This is a genomic window from Nocardia carnea NBRC 14403 (genome assembly GCF_000308515.1).
GTDB lineage: Bacteria > Actinomycetota > Actinomycetes > Mycobacteriales > Mycobacteriaceae > Nocardia > Nocardia carnea.
The window spans coordinates 180,324-197,965 of record NZ_BAFV01000029.1 but is presented as its reverse complement, the minus strand read 5'-3'; the positions used below and the strand labels follow the sequence as shown (position 1 = coordinate 197,965).

Genomic DNA, 17,642 nt, shown 5'->3' with positions numbered 1-17,642 from the left:
CGCCGAACCCCTCGATACGCTACTTTCGGGCCGGTGAGCGATCGATACGGCGATATCTTTTCCGGCCATCCGCGCACCGCGAAACGCACCGTTACCCAGGTCGTGGCGGAACCCGAACTCGTGGTGGAGGACGCGGCCAGCGGTTTCTGTGGCGCGGTAGTGGGGTTCGACCGCACCTACGACGGCGATTTCGTGAAATTGGCGGACGCCCGCGGCGCGGTGCGCCTTTTCGCGATGCGCGAAGCGGCTTTCCTCATCGACGGCACACCCGTCACATTGCTGCGGCCGGCGAAATCGGCCCCCGCGAAACCCGCCCGTTCGGCCTCCGGGTCGACCCGGGTCGACGGATTGCGCGCGAAAGTCGCTGCGCCGAGCCGGATCTGGGTGGAAGGTGTGCACGACGCCGCCTTGGTGGAGCGGGTCTGGGGTCACGACCTGCGGGTCGAGGGTGTGGTGGTGGAGCATCTGGAAGGACTCGACAATCTCGCTACGCGCCTGGCCGAATTCGGTCCCGGACCCGGTAAACGTGTCGGTGTGCTCGTGGATCATCTGGTGACCGGGTCCAAGGAAACGCATCTCACCACCGGGCTCGGTGAATTCGTCCTTGTCACCGGGCATCCTTTCGTGGACATCTGGCAGGCGGTGAAACCTGCGGCCGTCGGAATACCGGAATGGCCGCGCGTCCCCCGCGGCGAGGACTGGAAAACCGGTGTCTGCAGCCGACTGGGCTGGGGCACACCGCAGGACGGCTGGCGGCGGGTGTATTCGGCGGTGAATTCGTTCCGGGATCTGGAGGCGCCGCTACTCGGCGCGGTGGAACGGCTGATCGATTTCGTCACCGAACCGGGGCAACAATTCTAACGCGTGCCGACAGCCTGCGCAGACGCTGCCCGCCGACTGCCTGCACCCTTTATGCTCGATGATTATGTGCTCTCCCAGTGCCACCCTCACGCTGTGGGCCGGTTCGTGGCTCGCGGGTCGCAGCGCGCCCGATGACGTCCTCGAGGCATTGCACGCCTGGGCTCCGCGGCACACGCTGTCCGCCGGTGATCCGGTGACCGGCGGGCGCACCGACCTGCCCTGGACCGCACTCGGGGAGACCGCCACGACAGCGGTTATGCCGTTGCTCAAGATGATTCGGCAGGCGCTGGCGGCCCCTGGCGCGGAGCTGCGGCTGGTGCTGCCGGTACCCGGCGATGTCCGCGGGCTGCCGGTGGGGACTGCGTTCGCCACCGATGCGATCGAGGCGGGTGAGGGAATTCTCATCGGAGTTCCGGGCACGGAGGGCACCGGTCTCATCCCGTATCACGAGGACGATTCGACGCTGCAGTGGACGGTCTACGCCGCTCCGATGCCACCGGCCGCGGGCCCCGAGATGTCGCTGGGTGAGGCCGAGTACGCCATGCGCGAAGCCGTGCGGGATGCCGCCGACGCGCTCATGCAGCTGCATACCACCGGCCTCGGCGGCGGCGATGCGGATCCGCGCGAACTCATCGAGGCCGAACTGGCCGACTACTCCCGTCACACCTACCCCGATTACGTACCGCTGCGGGCCAAACGCATCCTCGACACCGCCGACCATGTGGCGGCGATCCTCACCGTCGCCCAGCGCGAGCCCGCCTCCGCACCGACCTCGGCCACCGCTGCCACAACCCACGAATCCCTGCTCCGTCCCCTGTGGGATGCCCTTCGCGCCGCCCGCCTCGTCGCCGTGCACACGGCGGCTCCCCAGGCACGCTGAGCCGACCGCGCGATGGATCGGGCCTCCGGATCTCCGCCGGGCGCTCCGATATCACCAGCCGGATCGTTCACGCAGGGTGCTCAGATCATCACCGATCGACCGTGGTTACGACGGACCCGCTGGACGCCATCCTCACCACCGGCCACGGCGACCGTCTCCCCGCCGGACGTGGCGGAACCGACCACCGCCCCGGACCCCGGACATCGCAGACCGAGCCCCGCGTCCCTGCCGGCCGAGAGAGACGAAGCGACCGCCACCTGCCGGTTATCGTGCCCTGAAGGTGTGGCCGCGGCGATCCGCCGGCCGGCCCGTCACGGTCTGCTATGGCCGCCGGCCGGCGTGAACCCAGTCTTCGAGGTCGGCGAGTGGTGGTGCACCGGCGCCGCGGTGCGGCGCCGGTATGGTGCGACCGCTAGCGACCGCTGGGTCGCCGCACGGGTTCGCAACACCCGACGGCGCACAGCGCGCCGTCGACCGTGCACCCGTAACCGGGTACATCACCGAGACGCCGCGGCGGCGTTGCGCGCAGTTGCTCGGTGATCAACTCGACCACCATTTCGGCGAATCGATCGTCGGTACCCGGAGTTGCCGCGCGGGCGAAGGCGATCCCGAGTTCGGCGGCCTTCGTGGCGGCTTCGTTGTCGAGATCCCAGATCACTTCGAGGTGATCGGAGACGAAACCCACCGGGCAGACGATCACAGCATCGAAACCCTTGTCCGGCAAGGTTTCCAGATGGTCGACGATATCGGGTCCGAGCCATGGGACCTGCGGTGGTCCCGAGCGCGACTGCCACACTACGTCGTAGTCGTCGAAACCTGTTGCGGTGGCACATAACCGCGCGGCCTCGGCGACCTGCCGACTGTAGAGATTACCGCCGTCGGCGGGCGGCCCGGCCGCGCTGTCTGCGGCGATCGGCACCGAATGCGCGGTGAACACCAGGCGCGCGTTATCGGACCGTCCGGCCGGAAGTGTCTCGCGCGCCGCGTGTATCGCGTCCGCGAAGGCCGCGATCAGTAGTGGATGATCGAAATAATGCCGGAGCTTCACCAGTTCCGGCGCCTCCGGGCCCACCACTGCCCGGGCCCTGGTGATGTCCTCGTCGTACTGCCGGCACCCCGAGTAACCGCCCCAGGCCGAGGTCGGGAAAACCAGGGCCGAGTGCACCCCGTCGGCGGCCATCCGCGCCAGTGTGTCCTCGACCATAGGGTGCCAGTTCCGGTTGCCGAAGTACACGGGCAGATCGAGCCCGGTACGCGCCAGCCCGGCCTCCACCGCGGTGATGATCGCGCGGTTGCAGGCATTGATCGGCGACACCCCGCCGAAGTGCAGATAATGCTCCGCGACCTCGGTCAGGCGTTCGGGTGGGACGCCGCGGCCGCGGGTGACGTTCTCCAGGAACGGCAGCACATCCTCGGGCCCTTCGGGTCCACCGAAGGACAACAGCAGCAGTGCGTCGGCCGCGCGGGCCACGGCGCCTCCTTACCAGGTCCGGTGATCAGTCCAGCGGCATGTTCTCGGGGAACCAGGTGTTGTGGCTGGCCCCGCCGTCGACATACACGATCGATCCGGTGGTCGCGGGCAGCCAATCCGACAGCAGCGCCACGATCGATTTGCCGACCACTTCGGCACCGCCGTCCCAGCCGATCGGGGACGCGCCGTCCCAGTAGGTATCCAGCTGTTTGAGCTGTTTCGCGTCATCGGTTGCGGTCCCGGCGATCGCCTTGGCGGCAAGGGTTTTCACCGGACCGGCGGCGATCAGATTGGACCGGATCTGCTTCGCGTAGCCGACCTCACGCGCCACATACCGGTTCACCGATTCCAGCGCGGCCTTGGCCACACCCATCCAGTTGTAGTACGGCATGGCGGTACGGGGATCGAAATCCATGCCGACGATCGAGCCGCGCTCGTTCATCACCGGCAGTACCGCCCGCGCCAGCGCCGCATAGCTCCACGCCGAGATCTCGAAGGATTTCGCCGCATCCGCGCTCGGGCCCTCCAGGAACGGCACGGCATCCGGGCCCATCAGCGTCTTCGGGGCGAAGGCGATCGAATGCAGTACACCGTCGATCCCCTCGGGGGCGAGACGGCGCAGCTCGTCGGGCAGTTTGTCCAGATCTTCCTGGTTGGTGACATCGAGCCCGATGGCCGGCGGCACCTCCTCGGGCAGGCGCTTGGCGATCCGGTCGATCAACCGCAGGCGTTCGGTGAGACCGGTGATGATCACCCGGGCCCCCTCCTTCTGCGCGATCGCCGCCGCGTGGAATGCGATCGAGGCATCGGTGATGATGCCGGTGACGAGGATCGTCTTGCCTTCGAGCAATCCGCCCATGAGTTCTCGGTTCTCCCTGATGTGTGGTGTTGTGGATCGCGTTCGACCGGCCGTGCCGGACGGTGTTCACCGTGTTGCCGACGCGGCCGCGAGATGTGTTCGGTGACCTGTGGGCCGGTCAGTGCCCCATACCCATACCACCGTCGACCGGGATAACCGCACCGGAGACGTAGCCCGAATCCTCCGATGCGAGGAAACTGACCACGGCCGCGACATCCTCGGGTTTGCCGACCCGCTTCATCGGGATGAACTTTTCGGCCAGTTCCCGCATCTCCTGCGGCAGGTCCTTGGTCATATCGGTATCGATGAAACCGGGCGCGACGACATTGGCGGTGATCGAACGCCCGCCGAGTTCGCGCGTGATGGACCGCGCCAGCCCGACGACACCGGCTTTCGACGCGGCGTAGTTGATCTGCCCGGCCTGGCCCGCGAGGCCCACCACCGATCCGAGGAAGATCATCCGGCCCCACCGGGCGCGGAGCATGGCCCGGTTGGCCCGCTTTGCGCACCGGAAGGCGCCGGCCAGGTTCGCATCGACCACCTTGGTGAACTGGTCTTCGGTCATCCGCATGAGCAGCGTGTCGTCGGTGATGCCCGCATTGGCGACCAGTACTTCCACCGGCCCCTGCTGCGCCTCGACCTCGGAAAACGCCCGATCCACCGATTCACTGTCGGTGACATCGCATTTCACTCCGAACAGGCCCTCGGGTGCACCCGAACCGCGATGGGTGACGGCCACCTTGTGGCCGTCGGCGTGCAGGCGCTGCGCCACCGCGAGCCCGATCCCGCGGTTGCCGCCGGTCACCAGAACCGAGCGTGCTGTGAAGTTCGACATGGGGACAAACCTACCTGGCGGTGCCGGTAGCGATCGCATGGGACGTCCACCCATATTTCGCCGGTGTACTTGTGCGTCTCGCACAAAACCGGGGGTACGCCGACGGGCCGGGTTCGATATCGAACCCGGCCCGTCGGCAGCGTGCTCACCGGCCTGCGAGAAGCGCCGGTGGATCCGGTTACGGCAGCCGCTGCCGCAGCAGCAGGGCCACCACGACACCGGCGAGGGTCGCCAGCAGACCGAGCAGCCACCAGGGCCGGCTCGCGTCACCGCGGGTGATCTCGTAACCGATTTGTTCTTCGAGGGTGTCGTAGACGCCGGAGAGTTCCTCCAGGCTGGAGGCCGTATAGAACTCTCCGCCGGATAGTTGCGCGATTTCCTGCATCGCCTCGTCGTCCACCGGAACCTCGACCTGATCGGTACCCCCGTCATCGCGCGGGATCTCGACCACACCCCACTGCGTGCCGAACGAGATCGTCGACACCGGGATCTTTTTGGTCTTGGCCAGCCGGGCCGCCACGAATTCGTGGCGCGGATTATCGAAATCCTCGAAATCCGGCACCGTCTGTTTACCGTCGGACATCAGCACGATCCGGGCCGGCGGCGGTGTCTCCGACCCGCCCAGCACCGAGGCCAGGGTTTCGATCGACTGCAGGGCGGTGAAGATGCCCTCACCCGTGGCCGTGCGCTCGGCGAGGCGAATGTTGTCGATGGCGGCCTTCACCGAACCGCGGTCGGTGGTGGGCGAGACGAGTACCGAGGCGGTCCCCGCGTAGGTCACCAGGCCCAGGTTGATCCCCGGGGTGAGACCTTCGGCGAAATCCTTGGCCGCCTGCTGGGCGACCTCGAGCCTGCTCGGTGATACATCGGTGGCTTCCATCGACAGCGAGACATCCATGACGAGGACGACGGTGGCCCGGTTCCGGGGCACCTTCTGCTCAGCGGTGGGCCCGGCGGCGCCGATGGTGGAGAACACCATGCCGACGATCACCAGGATGATCGGGATATGCCGCCAGAAGGTCGGCCGGTTCGGCGCCACCTTCTCGAGCTGCTCCATATTGCTGAATCGCAGCATATGGCGGTGTTTACTGCGCTGGACCAGCAGATATGCCAGCGCGAGCAGCAGGATGACGGCAAGGAACCCGAGCCAGATCGGGGCGGCGAAATTCGAAATACTCACTGGCGTGGCACCCGCGAAGTCGAGGCGCCGAGGCTGTGGCGCCGAGTGGAGACGAACCGGACCACATCGGCGATCCAGTCCCGGTCGGTCTGCAAGGTCATCACCGGGGCGCCGCAGCTGCGCAGGGTCTGCTCGACCTCCTCCCGGTGCCGCTGTGCGGCCGCCGCATAGTCGGCACGCAGCTGGGGCGTCACGCTGAACTCACGGGTCCGCCCGGTTTCCGGGTCGTGCAGTACGACGTCACCGATATCGGGCAGGGCCATATCGCGCGGATCGAGCACCTCCACGGCCAGCAGTTCGTGGCGCGCGGAGATGGCGCGCAGCGACCGCTGCCAGGTGATATCCCCGAGGAAATCGCTGATCACCACGGCGAGTCCGCGTTTGCGCTGCGGGCGGCGCAGCGATTCGATGGCGCCGTGCAGATCACCGCGTACCCCGTCGCGCGGATGCGGCGTGGTGGCGATACTGCGGAGCAGCGATTGCGCATGCACCCGGCCGCTGCGCGCCGGAATCCGCCGCAGCTGCTCGCCGGTGGCCACCACGGCGCCGACCCGGTTACCGCCACCCATCGTCAAATGGGTGATCGCGGCCGCGGCGGCGACCACGAGATCGCGTTTCTGGCAGGCGCCGGTGCCGAAGTCCAGGCTGGCGGACAGATCCACCACCATCCAGGTTTCCAGTTCCCGATCGGCGATCATCTGCCGGACATGCGGATGGGTGGTGCGGGCGGTGACCGACCAGTCCATCTGCCGGACATCGTCGCCCGGCTGATACGCGCGTGCCTCACCCGGTTCCGAACCGGGTCCCGGGATCAGGCCGAGATGATCGCCGTGCAGTACGCCGTCCAACCGGCGGCGCACCGTGAGCTCCAGGGTTTTCAGGGCGGCCGCCAGATGCGGGTCGGTCAGCTCGCCCGACCGGAACGACGGTGGCGCGTGATCTGCCATGGGCACTCGGGCACGGGGGTCCGGCCGGGTCACTGGGGCTGGTTCGAGCCGGCGGTCTGCGGCACCTGGGGCGCCTGCTGCGGCGGAGCGGGCGGCCGGCCGTTACCGTTCTCGGCGGCGGGCGGCGCACCGGGCGCCACCGCCTGCGGCGCCACCTGCGGCAGGCCGACGGTCTGCAGTACCCGCTGGATCACGTCCTCGGGGCTGACCTCGTCGGCGAGCGCATCGTAAGAGAGCACCAGGCGATGCCGGAGCACATCCGGGATGACCTCGAGGACATCCTGCGGAACCACGTAATCGCGACCGCGGATCAGCGCGACCGCGCGGGCGGCGGCGATGATGCCGAGGCTGGCGCGGGGGGAGGCGCCGTAGGAGATCCAGTTCGCCACATCGTGCATACCGAATTCGGCCGGGACACGGGTGGCCGAGATCACCCGGACCACATAGTCCACCAGTGCATGGTGCACAAAGGTGCTCGCGGCGAGTTTCTGCAACCGCAGCAATTCCGTCGGCTCCAGGATCTGCCCCGGCTCCGGCGGCGCGACACCCATCCGGTAGATGATCTCGCGTTCCTCCTCGACGGAGGGGTAGTCGACAACGATCTTGAACAGGAACCGGTCACGCTGCGCTTCCGGCAGCGGGTACACGCCTTCGCTCTCGATCGGGTTCTGGGTGGCCATCACCAGGAAGGGATCGGGCATCGGGTAGGTCTTACCGCCGATCGATACATGACGCTCGGCCATCACCTCGAGCAGCGCCGACTGCACCTTCGCGGGGGCGCGGTTGATCTCGTCGGCCAGTACGAAGTTGGCGACGACAGGGCCCAGTTCGGTATCGAACTCTTCCCGGCCCTGGCGGTAGATACGGGTACCGACGAGATCGGTGGGCACCAGGTCGGGGGTGAACTGGACGCGGGAGAACGACCCGCCGACCACCTTGGCGAAGGTTTCCACCGCCAGCGTCTTGGCGATACCGGGCACACCCTCCAGCAGCACATGACCGCGGGCGAGCACCCCGACCAGCAGCCGCTCGACCAGCCGGTCCTGCCCGACGATTACCCGCTTGACCTCGTAGATCGCTTTTTCCAGGGTCTGGACGTCGCGTTCGAGGGTGCTCGAAGCAGGCGTCGGCGGTTCTTTCGCCAAATCCGCCCCTTTGACACCGTCCGTCGAAGTCACCAACATCCCCGCTTTCGCCTCGGTCCTGTGCGTGCTGTCACAACTATTCCAGGTGATGACCGTATCCGCCGCAACCGGCTCCACTGTCGCGGATTTCGCCGCCTTCACCTGCGGTCGCCGGTCCGGCGGATGGTGTCCACCCGGTGGCCGCGGCCACCGGCATCGCCCGTCGCCCTCGACCATACGTACCGATAAGGCATGATGCCCGCCGCAGCGGCCGCCGAAACCTGCACAATTTCTGCCGGGCGACAACTCCTCGATCGCCGCGTCCGCCACAACCCCATCAGGCGTTCGCGACGGCGAAGCGCAACCACGGACTGGACGCGCACCCACGAAACACAGAACGACCGGCTCGACGCGCAACCACACGCTTGCGCTCAGGGCATCGAGCCGACAACCCCGGCGGACGGCTTTCCTGGTGCCCGCGAATCCGGGCGCACAGCAGAAGAGGAGCCCGCGATGTCGAGCCCACCCGGCCGAAACGGCACTGCGGACACGGCCGGTGGCAGGCGAAGGCCTATCGCGAGGCCGGTTCCCGCACGGCTTCGTCGGCAAACCGGGTAGGAACCTCGGAGTCCGCCGCGGGTGCCGGAGCATCCGGCGCCGGCGCGGTATGCGCTGCCGTCGTATCGTCACGACGGCGCGCCTTGACCCAGTACAACCCGCCGATCACCAGGACGAGCCCGGCCAGCAGCACCGAGGTGATCTCGGTCCAGCTCACCGTCGGCGTCTGTTCGAGGCGGTGCACCAAGATCTGCGCCGCCTCCTCGCTGTCACCGCCTTTGAACTTCGCCGTGTCTTCGGCCCATTCGAGCCGCACCCGGCTGATCGAATCGCTGGTGGTGCCGATCCAGTCGTCGCTGAAGACCGCGATCGTGCCGTGCTGGAATCCCGCGACCTCGGTGGCCAGATCCCGCAGTTCCGAATCGTGGCCGGGGTTGCCGTGCATCACCACAATGCTCAGGTCGATGCCGTGTGCCCGCGCATCGGCCACGATTGCGGCCAGTTCGCTCTGGTCGTCTCCGTCGGGTGTGAACACCCCGTTGTCGGCGAGATCGGTCCGGACTTCCGCCATGGTGTCCGTGTCGAATTCGTCCGGCAGCTTGGTGGCCCTGAGGGAGAAGGCCGAAGTGTGGGTGACGGTCATCTTCCATCCGGTCTTGGTCGAGGCCGCATCGTCGGACGAGGCGACAGGGGTAGCGAGCACTGGGCACGAATTCCCGGAGTACCCGACGGCACGCCCCGGCAATCCGGTCCAGCTCGAGAGCAGATTACGCGACAACGGAGCGGTCGGTGCACACCCGCCACGCCGAACGGTTGCCACGCCGGGCCGCGGCGACCGGGCACCGCCCCGAAAATTTCACAGGACAAGCGTACTGTTAGGGTTGGGAACCGCGGGGAACCGGCGCCATCCCGGGCCGGCACCTCATGCCAGAGACGTACCGCCGCCGGCACAGCCCCGCCGACGGCGCCCACACCCGACAAGTGGAGCTGACGTGACCAAAAGTATCGATACTTTCGGCGCCAAGGGCAACCTCGAGGTCGGAAGCAACTCCTACGAGATCTTCCGCCTCTCGGCCGTGCCCGGCACCGAGAAACTCCCGTACGCACTGAAGGTCCTCGCCGAGAATCTGCTGCGCACCGAGGACGGCGCGAACATCACCGCCGACCATATTCGTGCGCTGGCCGGCTGGGATCCCAACGCCCAGCCCAGTATCGAGATCCAGTTCACCCCGGCCCGCGTGGTGATGCAGGACTTCACCGGCGTGCCCTGCGTGGTCGACCTGGCCACGATGCGCGAGGCCGTCTCCGCCCTCGGTGGCGACCCGGAGAAGGTCAACCCCCTCTCCCCGGCCGAAATGGTCATCGACCATTCGCTGATCCTCGATGTCTTCGGCCGCGCCGACGCCTTCGAGCGCAATGTCGAACTCGAATACGAGCGCAACGGCGAGCGCTACCAGTTCCTGCGCTGGGGCCAGGGCGCATTCGACGATTTCAAGGTCGTCCCGCCCGGTACCGGCATCGTCCACCAGGTGAACATCGAATACCTGGCCCGCACGGTCATGGTCCGCAACGGGCAGGCCTATCCGGACACCTGCGTCGGCACCGACTCGCACACCACCATGGTCAACGGTTTGGGCGTGCTCGGCTGGGGCGTCGGCGGTATCGAGGCCGAGGCCGCCATGCTCGGCCAGCCGGTCTCCATGCTGATCCCGCGCGTGGTGGGCTTCAAACTCACCGGCGAGATCAAGCCGGGCGTCACCGCCACCGACGTCGTGCTCACCGTCACCGATATGCTGCGCAAGCACGGTGTCGTCGGCAAATTCGTCGAGTTCTACGGCCAGGGCGTCGCCGAGGTACCGCTGGCCAACCGCGCCACACTGGGCAATATGAGCCCCGAATTCGGCTCCACCGCGGCGATCTTCCCGATCGACGAGGAGACCATCAACTACCTGCGCCTCACCGGCCGCACCGATGAGCAGCTCGCGCTCGTCGAGGCCTACGCCAAGGAGCAGGGCATGTGGCACGATCCGGCCGCCGAGCCCACCTACTCCGAGTACCTCGAGCTCGACCTGAGCACCGTGGTGCCCTCCATCGCCGGCCCGAAGCGTCCGCAGGACCGCATCGCGCTGGACGAGTCGAAGATCGCGTTCCGCAAGGACATCCACAACTACGTGGAAGATCAGCACCCGACGCCGCATTCCCAGCTGGACGAGGCAGTCGAGGAGTCGTTCCCCGCCTCCGATCCGGCCTCGCTGTCGTTCGCCGACGACGGCGCCGTCGATGTGCAGTCCGCGGCGGTCAATTCCCAGGGCCGTCCTTCCAAGCCGGTACGGGTTGTCACCGAAGAGCGCGGCGAGTTCATTCTGGACCACGGCGCGGTCGCGGTCGCGGGAATCACCTCCTGCACCAACACCTCCAACCCGTCGGTCATGATCGGTGCCGCGCTGCTGGCCCGTAACGCGGTGGACAAGGGCCTGACCAGCAAGCCGTGGGTGAAGACCAATATGGCCCCGGGTTCGCAGGTCGTCACCGACTACTACGAGAAGGCCGGTCTGTGGCCCTACCTGGAGAAGCTCGGCTTCCACCTGGGTGGCTACGGCTGCACCACGTGCATCGGCAACACCGGTCCGCTGCCGGAGGAGATCTCCAAGGCGGTCAACGACAACGACCTCACCGTCACCGCGGTCCTGTCGGGTAACCGTAACTTCGAGGGCCGCATCTCCCCCGACGTGAAGATGAACTATCTGGCTTCCCCGCCGCTGGTCATCGCCTACGCGCTCGCGGGCACCATGGACTTCGATTTCGAGAACGATCCGCTGGGCACGGACACCCAGGGCAATCCGGTGTTCCTGAAGGATATCTGGCCCTCGGCCCAGGAGATCGACGACACCATCAAGTCGGCGATCAGCCAGGAGATGTTCACCAAGTCCTACGCCGATGTCTTCAAGGGCGACGAGCGGTGGCGCAGCCTGCCCACCCCGGAGGGCAACACCTTCGAGTGGAGCGACGATTCCACCTACGTCCGCAAGGCGCCGTACTTCGACGGTATGGGCATGGAGCCGGAGCCCGTCGCCGATATCAAGGGCGCCCGCGTCCTGGCCCTGCTGGGCGATTCGGTCACCACCGACCACATCTCCCCCGCCGGTGCCATCAAGCCGGGCACCCCGGCCGCGGACTACCTCGATTCGCACGGTGTGGCACGTAAGGACTACAACTCCCTGGGCTCGCGGCGCGGTAACCACGAGGTGATGATTCGCGGTACCTTCGCCAACATCCGGCTGCGCAACCAACTCCTCGACGATGTCTCGGGCGGTTACACCCGCGACTTCACCCAGGACGGCGCTCCGCAGGCGTTCATCTACGATGCCTCGCAGAACTACCAGAAGGCCGGTATCCCGCTGGTCGTGCTGGGCGGTAAGGAGTACGGCTCCGGTTCGTCGCGCGACTGGGCCGCCAAGGGCACCCGCCTGCTGGGTGTGAAGGCCGTGATCACCGAATCGTTCGAGCGTATCCACCGGTCGAACCTGATCGGTATGGGCGTGATCCCGCTGCAGTTCCCGCAGGGCGAATCGGCGAAATCGCTGGGCCTGACCGGAACCGAGGTCTTCGATATCGCGGGTATCGAGGAACTCAACTCGGGCACCACCCCGGCCACCGTCCACGTCACGGCGACCAAGGACGACGGGTCGAAGGTGGAGTTCGACGCGGTGGTCCGTATCGACACCCCCGGTGAGGCGGATTACTACCGCAACGGCGGCATTCTGCAGTACGTGCTGCGGAATATGATCCGGAACTGATCGCAGGTACCGCGAGCCCGGTAGCTACCGGGCTCGCGTACCGGATACCGTGCCCCGAGCCGCCGGCTCATCCGGTTCCGGGCTCCGGTGCGCGGGCCGCTCCCGGGCATTCCGCGAGGCGCCCGGCCGGCCGCAAGGCCACGCCGGACCCGGATGCGGCACGGTTCATCCGGGATCACATAGTAGACACCGGGATTCCCCGCCTCGGTCTCGGCCGCGGCGGGGATGCGCGTATCTGTGACCCACCGCTCGTCATTTCGTATCCATCCCCCGCTGTGGAGGAGAAGTCCATGCCCAAGGTCAGCGACGATCATCTGGCCGCCCGGCGCACACAGATACTCGACGGCGCGCGCCGCTGTTTCGCCGAGTTCGGATACGACGGCGCCACCGTGCGCCGCCTGGAGGATGCCATCGGCCTGTCTCGGGGCGCGATCTTCCACCATTTCCGCGATAAGGACGCTCTCTTCCTGGCGCTGGCCCAGGAGGATGCCGAGCGGATGGCCGAGGTCGCGGCCAACCAGGGCATCGTGCAGGTGATGCGGGATATGCTCGCCGACCCGCAGGAGTACAACTGGCTGGGCACCCGGCTGGAGATCGCCCGGCGGCTGCGCACCGATCCCGAGTTCCGGTCGAGCTGGACACAGCGTTCGGCCGAGCTCACCGCGGCCACCCTGGCCCGGCTGGAGCGCCGTAAGGCGGCCGGAGCGCTGCGCGACGATGTACCCACCGATGTGCTGCTGGGCTACCTCGACCTGGTGCTGGACGGTCTCATCGCCCGCATCGCGTCCGGGCATACGAACGAAAACCTCACCGCCGTGCTGGATCTGGTGGAGGCTTCGGTACGACGCCGTCCCTGAGCGCCGGTGCGGCGGGAACAACAGTGGTCCGACGCGAGTTCGCAGAGGTATGACCTTCTCCGTCCCCATCACTGTCCGTGGTTACGAACTCGACGTCCAGGGCCATGTCAATCAGGCGGTCTATCTGCAGTACGCCGAACACGCCCGCTGGGAGTGCCTGGTCGCGGCGGGCCTGCAGGCGGACAAACTGGTGGCGGCCCGGCTGGGACCCGTCATTCTCGAAACCACCATCAAGTACCGGCGCGAACTGCGCAGCGGCGACGAGGTCCGGGTGAGCTGCGAGTTCGAATGGGGTTCGGGCAAAACCTATCGCATTCGGCAGGAGATGATCCGCGCCGACGACACACTCTCGGCCGAGGTGGTCGGTGTCGGCGGAGTGCTGGATCTGGATGCTCGCCGATTGGTCACGGATCCGGCGGGCCGTTTGCGCGCACTGGCCGAGAAGCCCGAACTCCTCGGCGGCTGAACGGCACCTCCGAAGCATTCGGCAAACCTTCCGGCCGCCGGGCCGTTCTACCCTGTTTCCGGAAAACTTCCGTCCCGGTAATTTCCCCGGTCTCGAAATCGGCCTTCTATGGACGCAAATCCGGCGATATCGGCCGCCACCGCCCCTCGGCGGCGTTATGATCCGGACGCGCTCGGGTCGTGGCACATTGCGAGCTAGATCGGAGAAATCAGATGACCGATGTCCTGCCTCCCGTCGGCACAACGCAATCCGATGCGGTGGCCACCCTCGCCGGTGTGCTCCTCGGGCACGACGAGGGCGCTGTCCGGATCCAGGTCGCGGACGGGACGTGGACGTTCGATCCCTGCGATGTACTCGGGATCCGCGAGCACGACGGCCGGTCCAGCTCCCCTGCGGGCGCGGTCCTGGTCGATATCCGGTCCGGCGCGACCGCCGATTTCACCCGCCGGCTCCGTATCGATGTGGGGGAACGGCCGCTGACGCTGGCGGCGCCCCCGTCACCGGCCCTCGGCGATACCCAGCTCCGCCGGCTCACCGAAACCTGGGCGCGGCGGCTACATCTCGCCGAATTACCACATCACCCGGCGACCTTCACCTTCGCGCAGACCCGGTCGCACAACAGCAGCGACGACGGTGTCCACTGCGACAGTCTCGACTGAGCGGCAGCACGATGACCACCCGGCAGGGGTCGGTCCTCATCGTCTCCGAATCCGATGATCTGCACGCCGCCGCCATGCAGTCCACGCTGCGAGAACAGTACGGCATCGCCACACTACGGCTCGATCTCCGCGATTTCCCCCGGGAATCGGGCAGTTTCCGGCTCGACGGGTCCGCGAGCACACGCTCGTTGGCGGGTCTGTCCGGCCTCGACGACGTCCGCGCGGTGTGGTGGCGGCGTCCGTATCCCAGCCGGGTCCCGGCCGGGATCCGTGCCGACGACGACGCCTACCGGCAGGCCGAATGCGATGGGTTCGCGCAAGGGCTGTTGTGGTCGCTACCGGCCCGGTGGGTCAACGATCCCGGCCACGATCGGCTCGCCCACCGCAAAATCGTGCAGCTCGACACCGCCCGCCGGGCCGGCTGCGCGATTCCGGAGACCCTGGTCACCAACGATCCCGGTGCGGCCCGCGAATTCGTCGAAAACAGTCCGGGGCGGGTCGTTTTCAAACGCACCGGCACGTCCCGGGCGGAGTTCGCCGAGACCCGGCTCATCGAACCCGCCGATCTGGACCGGCTGGGTGCGATCCGCTGGGCGCCGACGATCTTCCAGCGGTATATCGATCCCGAATGCGATCTACGCGTGGTCTGGGTGGACGGGCAGGAGTGGACGGTCCGGATCGATTCCCGCGCGGGTGCGGGCCGCGTCGACTCGCGACTCGACGTCTCGGTCGATTTCTCCCCGGCTCGCCTTCCGGCCGGGGTCAGCAAATCACTGGCCACCCTGATGGGCACGCTCGGACTCCGCTTCGGCGTGCTGGATCTGCGGGTGGGTCTCGACGGCGAGCACTATTTCCTCGAGGTCAACCCGCAGGGACAGTTCGCCTATCTCGAGATCAAGACCGGGCTGCCGATCTTCGCCAGTCTCGCCGGCCTGCTGGCGCACGGCGACAGCGCGGTACCCGGCTGGTGAACCGGGCATCTCCGGCTCGTCACAGCACACCGGGCCGCGCGCCGCCGGGTCGATATCCGGCGGCGGGGCCTGCCGATACGGTGCGGCTAGCGGGCTTTACGGCGGTTCGCGCCACCACGGCTGCGGAGCTGCACATGCGACTCCGTCAACACATTGTGGATGAACCCGTAGGAACGCCCGGTCGCACGTGCCAGCGACCTGATGCTCGCCCCTGCTTCGTATTGCTTCTTCAACTGGGACTGCAGGCGGTCGCGTGACTTTCCCGTGACGCGGGTGCCTTTACCCAATGTGCTCTTGCTCTGTACCGGCCTGTCGCCCATGGCTTCCTCCGAGTCGCCGAGCAGCGTCACTCTCAGGCTAAGCATTCGGCGAGCATCCGGCAATGAGTTCTTGTGATGAAACTCACGCGAGCTGAATCAATTCCAGGTACTCGGCCGACCAGTGGTCCTCGGTGCCGTCCGGGAGCAGGATCACCCGCTCCGGATTCAAGGCTTCGGCGGCACCGGGATCGTGGGTGACCAGCACGACCGCACCGGCGTAGGTGCGCAGCGCGTCGAGGACCTGTTCACGGGAGATGGGGTCCAGGTTGTTGGTCGGTTCGTCGAGCAACAGCACGTTCGCCGCCGAGGAGACCAGCCCGGCCAGCGCCAGGCGGGTCTTTTCGCCACCGGACAGTGTCCCCGCGGGCTGGTCGAGCTGCGGACCGCTGAACATGAAGGCGCCCAGCAGACCGCGTAATTCCTGTTCGCCCGCATCGGGTGCCGCATGCCGGATGTTCTCCCAGACGCTGGCCGTATCGTCGAGGGTGTCGTGTTCCTGCGCGAAGTACCCGACTTTCAGCCCGTGACCGGGCACCAGCGAGCCGCCGGTCGGCTCCTCGGTACCGCCGAGCAGCCGCAGCAGGGTGGTCTTACCGGCACCGTTGAGACCCAGGACCACCACGCGACTGCCCCGATCGATCGCCAGATCCACGCCGGTGAAGATTTCCAGCGACCCGTAGACCTTGGTGAGGTTCTCCGCCATCAACGGGGTCTTACCGCAGGGCGCCGGTTCCGGGAATTTGATCCGCGCGACCTTGTCCGCAACGCGCACCTCGTCCAGTTCGGCGAGCAGCCGATCGGCGCGTTTGGCCATATTCTGGGCGGCAACGGCTTTCGTGGCCTTGGCACCCAGTTTGGCGGCCTGGGTCCGCAGCGCCGAGGCCTTCTTCTCGGCGTTGGCGCGTTCCCGGCGGCGCCGCTGCTCGTCGGTGGCGCGGGCATCGAGATATTTGGTCCAGCCCATGTTGTAGACATCGGCTTCCCCGCGGACGGCGTCGAGGAACCACACCTTGTTCACGACGTCCGCGAGCAGCTCCACATCGTGGCTGATCACGATGAGCCCGCCGTCGTGGTTCTGCAGGAACCCGCGCAGCCAGGTGATGGAATCGGCGTCCAGGTGGTTCGTGGGTTCGTCGAGCAGCAACGTGGTATCGGACCGTCCGCCGCTGCCGTCGGAGGCCGCGAACAGAATGCGGGCCAGCTCGATTCGCCGCCGCTGACCGCCCGAGAGCGTCCGCAGCGGTTGCCCCAGCACCCGGTCCGGCAGGCCCAGGCTGTGACAGATCCGGGCGGATTCGCTTTCCGCGACGTAGCCGCCGAGCGCGGAGAACCGATCCTCGAGCCGCCCGTACTTGCGTACGGCCCGCTCGCGTTCGGTTTCGTCGGCGAGCTCGGCCATGAGCGCCTGCTGCTTCTCCATATCCCGGATCAGTGCGTCCAGGCCGCGGGCCGAGAGCACCCGGTCGCGCGCCAGCACATCGAGATTGCCTTCGCGCGGATCCTGCGGCAGGTAGCCGATATCGCTCGACCGCATGATCGTGCCGGCGTACGGTTCGCCTTCCCCGGCCAGGATGCGCAGGGTGGTCGTCTTACCGGCGCCGTTCCGGCCGACCAGGCCGATCCGGTCGCCGGCCTGTACCCGCAGCGCCGGTCCGGGCGCGGACAGCAGGGTACGGACGCCGGCCCGGACCTCGAGGTCGGTCGCGGTGATCACAGATATCTCCTCGGCAGCAGGTTGGGGGCGACGGTCCGGCGGGTTCGGGCGGAACTTTCCACCCATCATCGGCCGTATCCGGACACGGAACCACCGATTTTACCTGCCCGCGCGGTGGCCCCGACCGCTGCCGCCACCGGCAC

The 17,642-nt window shown here is 67.2% G+C and carries 16 protein-coding genes; 7 read left to right on the top strand and 9 right to left on the bottom strand.

All coding sequences use genetic code 11. The annotated features are described in order from the left end of the window. The first annotated feature begins 33 nt into the window (after positions 1-33). Both ON22_RS11415 and ON22_RS11410 read left to right on the top strand, forming a co-directional pair. Complete coding sequence (locus ON22_RS11415; RefSeq protein WP_033246194.1) at positions 34-861, top strand: DUF3097 domain-containing protein; 828 nt, start codon at positions 34-36, stop codon at positions 859-861. Positions 862-925: 64 nt separating this feature from the next. Beyond that, positions 926-1,741 carry an Rv1486c family protein gene (locus ON22_RS11410; protein ID WP_033246195.1) on the top strand — a complete coding sequence of 272 codons (816 nt, stop codon included), beginning with the start codon at positions 926-928 and terminating at the stop codon, positions 1,739-1,741. A 412-nt stretch (positions 1,742-2,153) separates the two neighbouring features. Here ON22_RS11410 and ON22_RS11405 read toward each other — a convergent pair whose 3' ends face one another. The 7 genes from ON22_RS11405 to ON22_RS11375 all read right to left on the bottom strand — a co-directional run bounded on the left by ON22_RS11405 (position 2,154) and on the right by ON22_RS11375 (position 9,418). After that, positions 2,154-3,212 carry a ferrochelatase gene (locus tag ON22_RS11405; RefSeq protein ID WP_033246196.1) on the bottom strand — a complete coding sequence of 353 codons (1,059 nt, stop codon included), beginning with the start codon at positions 3,210-3,212 and terminating at the stop codon, positions 2,154-2,156. Positions 3,213-3,237: 25 nt separating this feature from the next. Continuing rightward, complete coding sequence (gene inhA, locus ON22_RS11400; RefSeq protein WP_033246197.1) at positions 3,238-4,071, bottom strand: NADH-dependent enoyl-ACP reductase InhA; 834 nt, start codon at positions 4,069-4,071, stop codon at positions 3,238-3,240. A 118-nt stretch (positions 4,072-4,189) separates the two neighbouring features. Beyond that, complete coding sequence (gene fabG1, locus ON22_RS11395; RefSeq protein ID WP_033246198.1) at positions 4,190-4,906, bottom strand: 3-oxoacyl-ACP reductase FabG1; 717 nt, start codon at positions 4,904-4,906, stop codon at positions 4,190-4,192. 178 nt (positions 4,907-5,084) lie between these two features. Beyond that, positions 5,085-6,086, bottom strand: coding sequence for a VWA domain-containing protein (locus tag ON22_RS11390; protein WP_033246199.1), 1,002 nt, complete (start codon positions 6,084-6,086; stop codon positions 5,085-5,087). Then, entirely contained in the window at positions 6,083-7,033 is a 951-nt protein-coding gene (locus ON22_RS11385; RefSeq protein WP_033246200.1) for a DUF58 domain-containing protein, read from the bottom strand. Before ON22_RS11385 ends, ON22_RS11390 begins: the two co-directional genes overlap by 4 nt. A gap of 29 nt (positions 7,034-7,062) precedes the next feature. Continuing rightward, positions 7,063-8,217, bottom strand: coding sequence for an AAA family ATPase (locus tag ON22_RS11380; RefSeq protein WP_081595494.1), 1,155 nt, complete (start codon positions 8,215-8,217; stop codon positions 7,063-7,065). Positions 8,218-8,728: 511 nt separating this feature from the next. Continuing rightward, entirely contained in the window at positions 8,729-9,418 is a 690-nt protein-coding gene (locus ON22_RS11375) for an Rv1476 family membrane protein (protein ID WP_174375573.1), read from the bottom strand. A 289-nt stretch (positions 9,419-9,707) separates the two neighbouring features. Here ON22_RS11375 and acnA point away from each other — a divergent pair, with 289 nt between their 5' ends. The 5 genes from acnA to ON22_RS11350 all read left to right on the top strand — a co-directional run bounded on the left by acnA (position 9,708) and on the right by ON22_RS11350 (position 15,465). Beyond that, positions 9,708-12,512, top strand: coding sequence for an aconitate hydratase AcnA (acnA, locus tag ON22_RS11370; RefSeq protein WP_033246201.1), 2,805 nt, complete (start codon positions 9,708-9,710; stop codon positions 12,510-12,512). Between the two features lie 290 nt (positions 12,513-12,802). Then, a complete protein-coding gene (locus tag ON22_RS11365; protein ID WP_033246288.1) occupies positions 12,803-13,369 on the top strand; it encodes a TetR/AcrR family transcriptional regulator in 567 nt (188 codons plus the stop codon). 49 nt (positions 13,370-13,418) lie between these two features. Beyond that, a complete protein-coding gene (locus ON22_RS11360; protein ID WP_033246202.1) occupies positions 13,419-13,835 on the top strand; it encodes an acyl-CoA thioesterase in 417 nt (138 codons plus the stop codon). Between the two features lie 212 nt (positions 13,836-14,047). Continuing rightward, the gene (locus ON22_RS11355; RefSeq protein ID WP_033246203.1) at positions 14,048-14,494 is read left to right on the top strand and encodes a hypothetical protein; all 447 of its coding nucleotides are present in this window, start codon (positions 14,048-14,050) and stop codon (positions 14,492-14,494) included. A gap of 11 nt (positions 14,495-14,505) precedes the next feature. Continuing rightward, positions 14,506-15,465 (top strand): MvdC/MvdD family ATP grasp protein, encoded by a 960-nt coding sequence (locus ON22_RS11350; protein ID WP_033246204.1) that lies wholly within the window; start codon positions 14,506-14,508, stop codon positions 15,463-15,465. Positions 15,466-15,551: 86 nt separating this feature from the next. On the opposite strand, the gene ON22_RS11345 is transcribed toward ON22_RS11350, so the two are convergent. Next, the gene (locus ON22_RS11345) at positions 15,552-15,785 is read right to left on the bottom strand and encodes a helix-turn-helix domain-containing protein (RefSeq protein WP_033246289.1); all 234 of its coding nucleotides are present in this window, start codon (positions 15,783-15,785) and stop codon (positions 15,552-15,554) included. A gap of 82 nt (positions 15,786-15,867) precedes the next feature. After that, positions 15,868-17,499 (bottom strand): ABC-F family ATP-binding cassette domain-containing protein, encoded by a 1,632-nt coding sequence (locus tag ON22_RS11340; protein WP_033246205.1) that lies wholly within the window; start codon positions 17,497-17,499, stop codon positions 15,868-15,870. Positions 17,500-17,642 lie beyond the last annotated feature (143 nt).